The organism is Sphingosinicella sp. (assembly GCF_052388015.1).
Lineage (GTDB): Bacteria > Pseudomonadota > Alphaproteobacteria > Sphingomonadales > Sphingomonadaceae > Allosphingosinicella.
Window position 1 is genome coordinate 1 of the sequence record NZ_JBQTIN010000175.1, and the last position, 12,798, is coordinate 12,798.

General features: G+C 67.0%; 14 protein-coding genes. 7 read left to right on the forward strand and 7 right to left on the reverse strand.

Annotation, left to right across the window (positions count from 1 at the left end; genetic code table 11):
* Nucleotides 1-839, forward strand: an 839-nt coding sequence (gene lipA / locus ACT4N3_RS13880) for a lipoyl synthase (protein WP_444855816.1), incomplete at its 5' end; no start/stop codon positions are given.
* Nucleotides 839-1,306 (forward strand): type II toxin-antitoxin system RatA family toxin, encoded by a 468-nt coding sequence (locus ACT4N3_RS13885; RefSeq protein ID WP_444855817.1) that lies wholly within the window; start codon nucleotides 839-841, stop codon nucleotides 1,304-1,306. The genes lipA and ACT4N3_RS13885, both read left to right, overlap by 1 nt.
* On the opposite strand, the gene ACT4N3_RS13890 is transcribed toward ACT4N3_RS13885, so the two are convergent.
* Together ACT4N3_RS13890 and ACT4N3_RS13895 are read right to left on the reverse strand one after the other, a co-directional pair.
* Entirely contained in the window at nucleotides 1,258-1,770 is a 513-nt protein-coding gene (locus tag ACT4N3_RS13890) for a CinA family protein (protein ID WP_444855818.1), read from the reverse strand. The two genes, ACT4N3_RS13885 and ACT4N3_RS13890, sit on opposite strands and share 49 nt — an antisense overlap.
* A 2-nt stretch (nucleotides 1,771-1,772) precedes the next feature.
* Nucleotides 1,773-2,927 carry a bifunctional 2-C-methyl-D-erythritol 4-phosphate cytidylyltransferase/2-C-methyl-D-erythritol 2,4-cyclodiphosphate synthase gene (locus tag ACT4N3_RS13895; RefSeq protein ID WP_444855819.1) on the reverse strand — a complete coding sequence of 385 codons (1,155 nt, stop codon included), beginning with the start codon at nucleotides 2,925-2,927 and terminating at the stop codon, nucleotides 1,773-1,775.
* 64 nt (nucleotides 2,928-2,991) lie between these two features.
* Here ACT4N3_RS13895 and dusB point away from each other — a divergent pair, with 64 nt between their 5' ends.
* The 5 genes from dusB to hflX all read left to right on the forward strand — a co-directional run bounded on the left by dusB (nucleotide 2,992) and on the right by hflX (nucleotide 9,551).
* Nucleotides 2,992-3,990: a tRNA dihydrouridine synthase DusB gene (gene dusB / locus ACT4N3_RS13900; RefSeq protein WP_444855820.1), complete on the forward strand. Its 999-nt coding sequence runs from the start codon at nucleotides 2,992-2,994 to the stop codon at nucleotides 3,988-3,990.
* A gap of 79 nt (nucleotides 3,991-4,069) precedes the next feature.
* A complete protein-coding gene (locus ACT4N3_RS13905) occupies nucleotides 4,070-6,301 on the forward strand; it encodes a sensor histidine kinase (protein ID WP_444855821.1) in 2,232 nt (743 codons plus the stop codon).
* 4 nt (nucleotides 6,302-6,305) lie between these two features.
* Nucleotides 6,306-7,694 (forward strand): nitrogen assimilation response regulator NtrX, encoded by a 1,389-nt coding sequence (gene ntrX, locus ACT4N3_RS13910; protein WP_444855822.1) that lies wholly within the window; start codon nucleotides 6,306-6,308, stop codon nucleotides 7,692-7,694.
* Nucleotides 7,695-7,761: 67 nt separating this feature from the next.
* On the forward strand, nucleotides 7,762-8,259 hold the full coding sequence (hfq, locus tag ACT4N3_RS13915) for an RNA chaperone Hfq (RefSeq protein ID WP_444855823.1): 498 nt from the start codon (nucleotides 7,762-7,764) through the stop codon (nucleotides 8,257-8,259).
* On the forward strand, nucleotides 8,256-9,551 hold the full coding sequence (hflX, locus tag ACT4N3_RS13920) for a GTPase HflX (protein WP_444855829.1): 1,296 nt from the start codon (nucleotides 8,256-8,258) through the stop codon (nucleotides 9,549-9,551). The genes hfq and hflX overlap by 4 nt, the downstream gene beginning before the upstream one ends.
* Before the next feature lie 4 nt (nucleotides 9,552-9,555).
* Here the strand turns inward: hflX and mazG are convergent, their stop codons facing one another.
* From mazG to ACT4N3_RS13945, 5 genes are all read right to left on the reverse strand, one after another.
* Nucleotides 9,556-10,347: a nucleoside triphosphate pyrophosphohydrolase gene (gene mazG, locus ACT4N3_RS13925; protein ID WP_444855824.1), complete on the reverse strand. Its 792-nt coding sequence runs from the start codon at nucleotides 10,345-10,347 to the stop codon at nucleotides 9,556-9,558.
* 64 nt (nucleotides 10,348-10,411) lie between these two features.
* Nucleotides 10,412-11,008 (reverse strand): retropepsin-like aspartic protease family protein, encoded by a 597-nt coding sequence (locus tag ACT4N3_RS13930; protein ID WP_444855825.1) that lies wholly within the window; start codon nucleotides 11,006-11,008, stop codon nucleotides 10,412-10,414.
* Nucleotides 11,005-11,769, reverse strand: a complete 765-nt coding sequence (locus tag ACT4N3_RS13935; protein ID WP_444855826.1) for an MBL fold metallo-hydrolase — start codon at nucleotides 11,767-11,769, stop codon at nucleotides 11,005-11,007. Before ACT4N3_RS13935 ends, ACT4N3_RS13930 begins: the two co-directional genes overlap by 4 nt.
* A complete protein-coding gene (locus tag ACT4N3_RS13940) occupies nucleotides 11,766-12,542 on the reverse strand; it encodes a TatD family hydrolase (RefSeq protein WP_444855827.1) in 777 nt (258 codons plus the stop codon). Before ACT4N3_RS13940 ends, ACT4N3_RS13935 begins: the two co-directional genes overlap by 4 nt.
* A gap of 39 nt (nucleotides 12,543-12,581) precedes the next feature.
* The coding region (locus ACT4N3_RS13945) for a hypothetical protein (protein ID WP_444855828.1) at nucleotides 12,582-12,798 on the reverse strand (217 nt) is incomplete at its 5' end.

A 12,798-nucleotide genomic window follows, 5' to 3' on the forward strand; every position in this document is an offset into this window, starting at 1 on the left:
AAACGAAGAAGCTGATGCGATCGCTCAACCTCGCCACGGTGTGCGAGGAGGCGGCCTGCCCCAATATCGGCGAGTGCTGGACCAAGAAGCACGCCACGGTGATGATCCTGGGCGACACCTGCACCCGGGCCTGCGCCTTCTGCAACGTCAAGACGGGGATGCCGCGCGCGGTCGACCCGCTGGAACCCGAGCATGTCGCGGTCGCCGCGGCGGAACTCGGCCTCACGCATATCGTCGTTACATCGGTCGACCGAGACGATTTGCCGGACGGCGGCGCGAGCCAGTTCGTCAAGGTGATCGAGGCGCTGCGCCGGAACACGCCGTCGACGACCATCGAAATCCTCACACCGGACTTCAGGAATAAGTCGCAAACCGCTGTAGAAAAGATCGTTATTGCGCGACCGGATGTCTACAATCACAATCTGGAGACGGTGCCGCGCCTCTATCCGACGATCCGCCCCGGGGCACGTTATTATGCCTCGCTGCGACTGCTGGAGAGCGTCAAGCGGCACGACCCATCGATTTTTACCAAGTCCGGATTGATGGTCGGGCTGGGGGAGGAGCGCATGGAAGTCCATCAGGTGATGGACGACATGCGATCGGCCGAGATCGATTTCCTCACCATGGGCCAATATCTCCAGCCGACGCCGCGCCACGCGAAGGTCGAGGCGTTCATCACGCCGGACGCCTTCAAGGCCTATGCCGCGATCGCCCGCGCCAAGGGTTTCCTGCTCGTCGCCGCCAGCCCGCTGACCCGTTCCAGCTATCATGCCGGCGACGATTTCGAGAAGATGCGCGCCGCCCGCGCGGCGAAGCTGGCCGCCTCCGCCGGAAGCTGATGCCCCGCCATCGCGAGACCCGGCTGCTTCCCTACACGCCGGAGCAGCTCTTCGACCTGGTCGCCGATGTCGGCCGCTACCAGGAGTTTCTGCCCTGGGTCGCGGCGACGCGGGTGCGCTCGAGCAGCGAAACCGAAATGGTGGCGGACCTCGTCGTCGGCTTCAGCGCGCTCAAGGAAACCTTCACGTCGCGAGTCCGCAAGGAGCGGCCGCGCGAGATCGAGATCGACTATATCGATGGCCCGCTCAAATATCTCCACAACCGCTGGTTCTTCGCGGCCGCGCCGGGCGGGACCGAGGTCGATTTCTGCGTCGACTTCGCATTCAAGAACCGGATCTTCGAGGCGCTTGCCGGCAAGATGTTCGATGCGGCGCTGAGAAGGATGATCGGTTCCTTCGAGGCGCGCGCCGCGACGCTCTATGCGCCTTCCGGGAGCAGCAGCTCGAGCGCGCAGAGCGCCGCCTGAGTCCGCACGCCAGCCCGGCCGATATCGCCGAACTGGCGACAATCGGCGACCATGTCGCCCTTGTCCGAGCCGCGCTCGGCGCAGGCGAAAACCACCATGCCCACCGGCTTGTTCTCCGATCCACCGCCGGGGCCGGCGATGCCGGTGATCGCGACGGCGACGTCGGCTTCCGTCTTCGCCAGCGCGCCCTGCGCCATCGCCCAGGCGCAGGCGATAGACACGGAGCCAAATGTCTCGATCACGTCGGAGGCGACGCCGAGCACCGCCATCTTGGCCTCATTGGAGTAAGTGACGAAGCCGGCCTCGAACACGTCGGAAGAGCCGCCGATCTCGGTCAAAGCGGAGGAGACGAGGCCGCCGGTGCAGCTCTCGGCAACCGCGATCCGTCGGCCGGCGGCGCGGTTCGCCTCGATCACGCGGCGGGCGAGATCGACCAGTTCGGCGGGAAGAATGAAGTCGCTCATGTCTACTCCGGCAACAGGATTGTGGCGACCGCCTGCGCTGCCACCCCCTCGCCGCGGCCGGTAAAGCCCAGCCGCTCGGTGGTGGTCGCCTTGATGCTAATCCTCGACTGTGACAGTCGCAACAGACCCGCGATCGTCGCGCGCATGGCGTCCCGATGCGGGCCGATCCGGGGCGCCTCGCAGATGATCGTCACGTCGCAATGGGCGATCCGGCCGCCGGCCTGCTCAACCAGATCGCGGGCATGTTCGAGAAAGAGCGAGGACGGGGCGCCGCGCCATTTGGGGTCGCTTGGCGGGAAATGATCGCCGATATCGCCCGCCCCGATCGCGCCGAGCAGCGCGTCGGTCAAAGCGTGGAGCGCCACGTCGGCGTCGCTATGACCGATCAGGCCGCGATCGTGGGCGATTTCGACGCCGCCGATCCAGACCGAATTCCCCGGTCCGAACGCATGCACATCAAAGCCCATGCCGGTGCAGGGGAGGGCGCGCGCGGCAAGCATTGCCTCGGCACGGGTGAAATCGGCTTCGTAGGTGAGCTTCTCCAGCGCCGGATCGCCGGCCACCGTCGCGACTTTCAGTCCGGCCGCGCGGGCGATCTGCGCATCGTCCGTCGCCGCGTCGCCAGACCAGGCGGCATGGGCGTCGCGGATCGCCGTGAAATGGAAGGCCTGAGGCGTCTGCAGGCGCAGGAGGCCGTCGCGCGACACCACGCCGCCTAACTCGCCGTCGGCATGCGCGAGCGTATCGACGACGGGCAACACGGGAACCGCGCCGGGCGCGTCGTCGAGCGCATGGATGAGGCGATCGATCACCGGAGGCGGCAGGAAAGGGCGGGCGGCGTCGTGAATCAGCACTCGCCCGACGCTGCCCGCGACCGCTATCACGTCGAGTCCGCGGCGCACCGACTCCTGTCGTGTTTCGCCGCCGATCACCGGCGCGGGGAGGGGGCGGTCCCCCATTGCGGTCGCATAGTCGGCCTGCTGGCCTTCGCCGATCACGACCTGAATCCGATCGATCCGTGGATGGCGCAACGCGTCGACGGCATGCGCGAGAACGGCGCGGCCCGCGATCAGGCGGTACTGCTTCGGCGCGCCGCCGACGCGGCTGCCGCTTCCCGCCGCCACGACCAGCGCCACCGTTTGTCCGCTCTCGCTCACGCCGCGGCGCCTAGCGGAGGCCCGCCTTGCCCGCCAGCGCCTTTCGCCCTATCTCGCGCGGCCCATGAGCCGCTTGTCGCCCATCCAGATCGGTCCGGTGCGGATCGAGACGCCGGTCATCCTGGCGCCGATGACGGGCGTCAGCGACATGCCGTTTCGGCGGGTCGTCAAGCGCTACGGCGCCGGGCTCACGGTCAGCGAGATGATCGCCAGCCAGGCCGCGATCCGCGAGACCCGCCAGAGCTTGCAGAAGATGGTCTGGGACCCATGCGAGGAGCCGGTCTCGATGCAGCTTGCCGGCTGTTCGCCGGTGGAGATGGCGGAGGCGGCGAAGCTCAACCAGGATCGCGGCGCGGCGATCATCGACATCAACATGGGCTGCCCGGTCAAGAAGGTGGTCAATGGCGAGGCGGGATCGGCGCTGATGCGCGATCTGACCCTGGCCGCCGCGATCATCGAGGCGACGGTGAAGGCCGTTTCCGTGCCCGTTACGCTCAAGATGCGGATGGGCTGGGACCATGCCAGTCTCAACGCACCCGAGCTGGCCCGGATCGCCGACGATCTCGGCATCCGGATGATCACCGTCCACGGCCGCACCCGCTGCCAGATGTACAAGGGCGAGGCGGACTGGGCGTTCATCCGGACGGTCAAGGACGCGGTGTCCGTGCCGGTCATCGCCAATGGCGACATCTGCTCGATCGAGGATGCCGATGCGGCGCTCGACCAGTCGGGCGCGGACGGCGTGATGATCGGCCGCGGCGCTTATGGCCGGCCGTGGCTGCTGCGGCAGGTCGCGCACTGGCTGCGCACCGGCGAGCGGCTGCCCGATCCGTCACTCGACGAGCAATATGCGGTGATCGTCGAGCAATATGAGGCGATTCTGGCGCTCTATGGGCCGGTGATCGGCGTCAATTGCGCCCGCAAGCATATCGGATGGTACACCAAGGGGCTGCCCGGCTCGGCCGAGTTTCGGAACCTTTTCAACAAGGAAGCCGACCCGCGCGCGGCCAAGGCGATGCTCGGCGAATTCTACAGGCCTTGGCTGAGCCGCGCCGCGGCCTGAGCGCCCAAATCCCCTCCCGCTGCGGCGGGTTGCGTCAATAGTGTGTTGTTTTGGCCACATGGTGTGCTAGAGGCGCAACATGAACGCCGAGGCCGCGATCACTGCCGCTGCCCGCCCGCCACGCTGGCGGCGGCGGCTCAATGTGCTGACCCGGCGCACAGGGTTCGTGCCGCTGCTGGAGGTGGGAACCGTCGCGCTCCTCGTCGCGGTCGTCGTCCTCAGCATCTTCCTCTTCGCGCGACCGACTCTGCCAACGCCGGCGCTCGCCGCGACCCTGCTCGTCGCCAACCTTGTCCCGGCCATGGCGCTGATGGTGCTGCTCGCCCGCCGACTGGCGATGCGCCGTGCCGCCCAGACTGCATTGGGCCTCAAGAGCCGGCTGCCGGTCCGGCTGGTCGCGATCTTTTCGGTGATCGCCAGCGTGCCGACCTTGCTGGTCGTGATCTTCGCCTCGCTGCTGTTCCAGTACGGCATGGAGTTCTTCTTCTCGGACCGCGCGAGGGGAATGCTGGAGAATGCCGCCAGCCTGGCGCGCGAGAATTACAATCGCGAGGTCGAGCGGGTGGGGCTGGAGGCGGTCGCGATGAGCGGCGACCTCTCCGGCTATCTCCAGCAGGTGCCGATCGACAGCCAGGTCTTCGCCGCCGGCTTCGCGCGCCAGCTCTACGAGCGCAATCTTTCCGAGGCGATCATCTTCCGGGTCGGGCAGGGCGGCGCGATCCAGTCGCTCGCTTTGGTCAATCCCTATGACCGGCCGCTGGAAAGTGTGGTGACGCCGCAGATGGTGGCTCAAGTCCGCCCGGAGCGGCCGAACATCATCGTCAGCTCCGACCGCTTCGCGGCGATCGCGGTCCTGCCTTACGGCCAGAACACCTATATCTACACGGCGCGAGTCTTCGAGCCGGAGCTGGCAAGCCAGCTCAATCGGGGCGCCACAATTCTCTCCGACTATCAGACGCTGGCGAGTCAATCGCGTGACCTGCAGTTGCGATTCAATGCGGCGCTGTTCGCCATGTCGCTGCTGATCGTTGGCGTTTCGATCTGGATCGCGCTCAAGCTCGCCGAGCGCCTCGTCCAGCCGGTCGGCCGGCTCGTCGACGCGGCGCACAAGGTGACGGCCGGCGATCTTTCGGTCCGCGTCCCGGTCTCGGAGGAGCGGGACGAGGTCGGTACGCTCGGCAACGCGTTCAACCGGATGACCCGACGGCTGCAGGAGCAGACGGGCGCGCTGGTTGCGGCCAACGATCAGCTGGAAAGCCGGCGCGCCTTCATCGAGGCGGTGCTCTCGGGCGTCACGGCGGGCGTTATCTCGGTCGACGAGGAGCGTGTCGTGCGGCTGATCAATCGCTCCGCCGAGGCTCTGCTCCGGACCGGCGGCGGCAGCGCGGTGGGGCAGAAGCTCGCAGACCTCGCGCCGGAGCTCGATCATCATCTTGCGGCCGACGAGCGCGAGGATGTGGTCCAGCTCGCAACCGGCGGCGAGCCGCGCACGCTTGCCGTCAAGACTGTGCAGGTCGAGGGTGGCCATGTCCTCACCTTCGACGATATCACCGAGCAATTGCTCGACCAGCGCCGCGCCGCCTGGTCCGATGTCGCGCGCCGCATCGCGCACGAGATCAAGAACCCGCTGACCCCGATCCAGCTCGCCGCCGAGCGGCTCCAGCGCCGCTATGCGAGCGAGATCGCGTCCGATCCGGCCACGTTCGGACGGCTGACAGGCACGATCGTCCGCCAGGTCAGCGACCTCAGGCGCATGGTCGACGAATTCTCCTCCTTCGCGCGGATGCCCAAGCCGACCTTCCATGAGGAGCCGGTGAACGAGATCGTCCGCCATGCCATCTTCCTCCAGGAGGTCGCGCATCCGGATATCGGCTTCAGCTTCGACGCGCCGGACGAGAGCCCGCGGCTGGTCTGCGACCGGCGCCTGCTGGGCCAGGCCGTGACAAATGTCGTCAAGAACGGCGTCGAGGCGATCCAGCAGAAACGCGACGAGGGCGAGGATGGCGGTCCGGACCGGATCGCTGTCACGGTGTCCGAAGCGAACGGCAAGGTGCGGATCGACGTCTTCGACAGCGGCGTCGGCCTGCCCGCCGATCGCGGCCGCCTCACCGAGCCCTATATGACGACACGTGCCAAGGGCACCGGCCTCGGCCTCGCGATCGTCAAGAAGATCGTCGAGGAGCATTTCGGCCAGATCGAGTTCGAGGACGCGCCCGGCGGCGGCTCGCTGGTGCGCTTCTCGTTCGACGTCGAGGCGCTGCGGCGACTCGCCGCCGATGCCCCTCCGCAAACCCAGGAAGCGAGTGGTTAGTCACATGGCTTTGGACATTCTCATCGTCGACGACGAGCAGGACATCAGGGAGCTGGTCTCCGGCGTACTGGAGGACGAGGGCTTCTCGACCCGCACCGCCGCGAACAGCAGCGAGGCGTTGCAGGCGCTCGCCGACCGGCGACCGTCGCTCGCCTTGCTCGACGTCTGGTTGCAGGGCTCGAAGCTCGACGGCCTCCAGCTGCTCGAGGAGATGAAGCGGCTCGACCCGTCGCTGCCGGTGCTGATGATCTCCGGCCACGGCAATCTCGACACCGCCGTCTCGGCGATCCGCCAGGGCGCGGTCGATTTCATCGAAAAGCCGTTCGAGGCGAGCCACCTCGTCCACCTGGTGTCGCGGGCGACCGAGACAGATCGGCTGCGGCGGGAAAATGAGGCGCTCCGCGCCCAGGTCGGCCACGAAATGGAGCTGACCGGCGCCAGCGCCGCGATCAACAATGTCCGCGCCACGCTGAAAAGGGTCGCCGCCACCGGCAGCCGGGTGCTGATCTCCGGCCCGGCCGGAGTCGGCAAGGAGGTCGCGGCGCGGCTGCTCCACAATTGGAGCCCGCGCGCCAAGGCGCCCTTCATTGTCGTCACCGCGGCGCGGATGACGCCCGAGCGGGTCGAGGAGGAGCTGTTCGGGGTGGAGGAAAGCGGCGAGCTCGCCCGGCCCGGCCTGCTCGAGCAGGCGCATGGCGGCACCCTTTTCCTCGACGAGATCGCTGACATGCCGCTCTCGACCCAAGGCAAGATTCTTCGCGTGCTCACCGACCAGAGCTTCGGTCGGGTCGGCGGCCAGCGGACCGTGAAGGTCGACATGCGGGTCGTGTCGTCGACCTCGCGGAACCTTGCCGAGGAGATCGCCGCCGGCCGCTTCCGCGAGGACCTTTATTACCGGCTCAACGTCGTGCCGGTTCATCTCCAGGCCTTGTCCGAGCGGCGCGAGGACGTGCCGGCGCTCGTGCACCATTTCGCTGCCCGCTACGCGGCCGAACAGCGGGTGGACACGCCCGATATTTCCGATGACGCCATGGCGGCGCTCCAGGCCTATGACTGGCCGGGCAATGTCCGCCAGCTGCGCAACGTGATCGAGCGGACCATCATCCTCGCGCCCGGCGAGCGGATCGGCTGCATCGAGCTCGACATGCTGCCGCCCGAAATCCTCAACGAGCAGGCGCAGCTCAACCCCAGCGAGGCGGTCAAGGCGATCATGGGGACGCCGCTCAGAGAAGCGCGGGAGACGTTCGAGCGCGAGTATCTCAAGGTCCAGATCCGGCGCTTTTCCGGCAACATCTCGCGCACCGCGAGCTTCATCGGCATGGAGCGCTCGGCCCTGCACCGGAAGCTCAAGGCGCTCGGCCTGGGCGACACGCGCGGCGGGGAAGGGGAGTGATCGGGGTTATGGCGCCCACTTCGGCGCGGTGCTAATCTCCGGCGCGCGGGGCCGGGAGAACAGAATAATGGCCGAAAGAGTCGCCAACAACCTGCAGGACATGTTCCTGAACAACCTGCGCCGGGCGAAGATTCCCGTCACCATGTTCCTGGTGAAGGGCGTCAAGCTCCAGGGCATCATCACCTGGTTCGACAATTTCTCCGTCCTTCTGCGCCGCGACGGCCAGGCGCAGCTGGTCTACAAGCACGCCATCTCGACGATCATGCCGGCCCAGCCGGCCGACCTTTCCAGCATCCGCGAGGCCTTCGCCGCCAACGCGCAGGCAGCCAAGAGCGCGCAATTGCAGGAGATTTTCCTCGCCGCCGCGCGGCAGTCGGGCGGACCGGTGACGATGTTCCTGGTCAACGGCGTGATGCTGCAGGGCGACATCGCGGCCTTCGACCTGTTTTGCCTGCTGCTCGAGCGGGATGGCCTGTGCCAGCTCGTCTACAAGCATGCGATCTCCACCGTGCAGCCGGAGCGGCCGATCGACCTGGGCGGCGGGGGCGAGGAGGAGGGCGCCTGAGCGTCTTCAATCGCGACAGCGCCGACGAGTTCGCGCGCGGCGCCCGCGCCGTCGTCGCTCTGCCCGATCTCGGCCGTGGAGAGAGCCGCGATCCCGAAGCGCGCCTGGACGAGGCCGCCGGCCTGGCCGAGGCGATCGGCGTCAGTGTCGAGGACCGGCTCCATTTGCGCATCCGCCAGCCGCGGCCGGCGACCCTGTTCGGCAAGGGCCAGGTCGAGCGGATCGCCGACGCCGTCCGCGCCGCCGAGGCGGAGCTGCTGATCGTCGACGCCGCGATCACGCCGGTCCAGCAAAAGAATCTGGAGGATGAGACCAGGGTCAAGGTGATCGACCGCACCGGGCTGATCCTCGAAATCTTCGGTGAGCGCGCCGCGACCGCCGAGGGACGGCTGCAGGTCGAGCTCGCCCATCTCGATTATCAGGCTGGGCGGCTGGTCCGGTCCTGGACCCACCTCGAGCGGCAGCGCGGCGGCTTCGGCTTCCTCGGCGGCCCGGGCGAGACCCAGATCGAGGCCGACAGGCGGCTGATCCGCGACCGGATGGCGCGGTTGCGTCGCGAGCTGGAACAGGTGACCCGCACCCGCGGTCTCCATCGCGGCCGCCGCCAGCGCGCGCCCTGGCCGGTGATCGCGCTTGTCGGCTACACCAATGCCGGCAAGTCCACCCTGTTCAACCGCCTGACCGGCGCCGAGGTGACGGCCGAGGACATGCTCTTCGCGACGCTCGACCCGACGCTGCGTCAGATTGGCTTGCCCGGCATCGACAAGGCGATCCTCTCCGACACGGTCGGCTTCGTCTCGGACCTGCCGACCCAGCTCGTCGCCGCCTTCAAGGCGACGCTGGAGGAGGTCGTCTCGGCCGATCTGCTGATCCACGTCCGCGACATCGCGCATCCGGACAGCGAGGCGCAGCGGACGGACGTCGAGGCGGTGCTGAGCGAGATCGGCGTGGCCGACACGACGCCGCGTTTCGAGGTCTGGAACAAGCTCGACCTGCTCGACGGCGAGCGTCATGATGCCATCCTCGCCGAAGCCGGTCGACGCGACAATGTGATCGCGCTTTCGGCGTTGAGCGGCGAGGGGGTGGACGCGCTCATTGCGGCCGTGGCGAAGAAGCTCACCGCGGGTCACCAGCGCTACACGATCACGCTCGATGCCAGCGACGGCGCCAGCGCCGCCTGGCTCCACCAGCACGGCGACGTCCTCGAGCAACGCGTGGAAGGCAACCAGACCATTTACGAGGTAAGGATGGCGTCCGGAAACATGGAACGCTTTCACAGTCGCGGCAGCTAAACGTCTATTTCAACGCTGTTTTCGCCTGCTGCCAGAGCAATTCCTGCTCCTCGAGGGACAACGACGAAAAAGCATCGCCCGCAGTGCCTTCCATAGCCCGGAATCGCCGCTCGAACTTCGCGTTGGCTGCCCGCAACGCCGCTTCGGCGTCCACATCGAGCTTGCGCGCCCAGTTGACGACCGCGAACAATAGATCACCGATTTCCTCGGCGCGCTCGTCCGGCGCGGCCGCTTCGACTTCGGCCAGCTCCTCATCGATCTTGGCGCGCGCGCCGCTCGGATCGGGCCAGTCGAAGCCGGTGCGGGCGGCGCGTTTCTGGAATTTCTCGGCGCGGAGCAGGGCGGGGAGGGCGAGGGCGACGCCGTCGAGCGCGCTCTCATGCCCCTTGGCGCCCCTCTCCTCGGCCTTGATTTGTTCCCAGAGGTAATGGCCGCCCTCGGTCGCGGCACCGAACAGATGCGGATGGCGGCGCTCCATCTTGTCGGCGATCGCCGCGGCGACGGCGTGGAAATCGAACGCGCCGGCTTCCTCGGCCATCCGGGCGTGGAAGACGACCTGGAGCAGCAGATCGCCAAGCTCGTCCTTCAGGTCCGCCATGTCGCCGCGTGCGCAGGCATCGGCGACTTCATAGGCTTCCTCGATCGTATAGGGCGCGATGGTTTCGAACGTCTGGACGCTGTCCCATTCGCAGCCGGTCACCGGATCGCGCAACCGCGCCATGATCGCGAGCAATCGCTCGATCGGCTCTCTTTCGGCGACGCGATCCGGAGTGGGGGAACCCTCTTCCTCAGTCATCACAAAGTCCGATAATATACATTATGTAAAATATAGAGAGGTTGAGGGGGCCTGCTGCGCTCGCTCATGGCCGCAGCACCAAAACATCGCCCTCGACGCCCCAGCCGCGCAGGCTCGACAGCAGGTTCATCCCGATCACGTTGACCATGTCGTTCGGCGCGATGTGCGCCGCGAGGCCCTCGCGCGCGATCGGGCCGAGTTGGAAACGCGCGATGCTGCCGCGCTGCATCACGACGGTGCCGTTTGCCGTGTCCACCATGACGCCGAAATTGTCGCTCGGCTCGACGCCGGCGCCGCGCGTCGCCGCGGCCGAGAGCGTCGTCGTCGTCGCGCCGCTGTCGATCATGAAGCGGACAGGCCGGTCGTTGACCTCCGCATCGGCCCAGAAATGGCCGTCGCTGGAGCGGCGGATGCGCAGCGCGTCGCCGCGGGTCTCCTGCCCGGCACTGCCGGTGACTTCGCCGATGATGCGCCGCCCTAACGCCATGAAATCATTGCGAAGCGCGAAAACCGCGAACATCGCCGCGAAGATCAGGACCCAGGCAAGCATCATCTTCAGCGTCTGGCCGAGCGGCAGCCGGCGCACCATCAGGCTCGAGCCGACGAGGATAAGGACGCCGACGAGATAGACGAGATTGAGGGCATGGTCCTCGCCGCTCACAGATCGACCTCCATCCCGTCAAAGCCAGGCTCGACGCCCGCGGGCAACTCCGCGCACAAGGTTCTATAGTCCATCGAACTGTCCATATGGACGAGCACCGCCCTCCCCGGCCGCAATTCGCGGATCCATTTCAGCGTATCGGCAAGATGCGGATGGGTCGGGTGCGGCTTGCGGCGCAGCGCATCGACAACCCACAAGTCTAGCCCGGTGAACAGCAAGGCCATTTCGTCGGTAAGGTCGTGAAAGTCGGTCGAATAACCGATCGCGCGACCGCCGGCGTCGAAGCGCAGGCCGGCGCTGGTGATGTCGCCATGCGGCTGATCGACGGTCCGCATCGAGATGCCGGCAAGATTGAGATGGTCCGGTAGCAACGAGCCAGAAACCACTGGCGGATAACCTTTTCCACCTTCGAACGCATAGCCGAAGCGCTGTTTCAGCAGGTCCAGCGTGTAGGCGCGCGCATAGCCCTGCACCGGCCGTCCGCGCGCATGGTAGAGCTGCCTCAGATCGTCGATGCCGTGGCAATGATCGGCATGATCGTGGGTCCAGACCACCGCCTCGACATCCTTGACCCGCGCATCGAGCAATTGCTCGCGCAGGTCCGGGCTGGTGTCGACCAGGATGCGCGCGTCGCCATGCTCGACGAGGATCGAGGCGCGCCGGCGCCGGTTCCTAGGCTCTGTCCGGTCGCAATCGCCCCAATCGTCCCCCACCCGCGGCACACCGGCTGATGTGCCGCAACCCAGGATGCGGACCTTCATGCCGCCGCCTTGGTGAACAGGGCGCGGAAATTGGCCGAGGTGCTGGCCGCGAGCTGCTCGACGCTCTCGCCGCGCAGGTCTGCGAGGAAACGGGCAGTGTCGGCGACATATGCCGGCTCGCAGGGTTTCCCGCGGTGCGGCACCGGGGCGAGGAAGGGCGAATCCGTCTCGATCAGGAGGCGATCGGCGGGAATCGTCTTCGCCACCTCCTGCACTTCCCTGGCATTCTTGAAGGTCACGATGCCAGAGATCGAGACGGTGAGGCCGAGGTCGAGCACCTTGTCGGCGAAATCCTGGCTGGCGGTGAAGCAGTGGATCAGCGCCGGGTAGCGCCCTTTCCCCATCTCCTCTGCGAGGATCGCGTACGTATCCTCTTCCGCGTCGCGGGTGTGGACAATCAAAGGCAGCTGGGTCTCGCGTGACGCGGCAATATGGGAGCGGAAGCTCTGCCGCTGCCGCTCGCGGTCGGAGCGGTCGTAATAATAATCGAGCCCGCTTTCGCCGATCCCGACCACGCGCGGATGCCGCGCCTTCTCCACCAGCGTCTCGGTCTCGACGTCCGGGTGAATGTCGGCCTCGTGCGGATGCACGCCGACCGACGCCATGACGTCACTTTCCCTCTCGGCAAGCCCGATCACCTCGTCCCACTCGCTGGCCCGGGTCGAGATATTGAGGAAAGCGGAGACGCCCGCCGCCCGGGCGCGTGCGAGCACGCCCTGCTGGTCCTCGACCAGGCCTTTGTAGTTCAAATGGCAATGGCTATCGACGAACATGGCGGGCATGTAGCGATTGGCCGGCCAAGCGTCACCCCGTCAGCGTGCCCGCCGCTCTCGCGCTTCCTCGGCGGCCATGCAACCGATGCGGTAGGATTCGCCCTGCCGCTCGCGGTCGAAATTGCGGGTCATGCAGTCGCGCCAGCCGCGCTCATATTCGCGGCGGCGATAGGGGCTCATCTCGGCCAGGCCGGGCGTGGCTTCCGGCGGCGAGGCCGGCGCCTCCTCCGCGGCGTTGACGGACGCTGCGACAAGG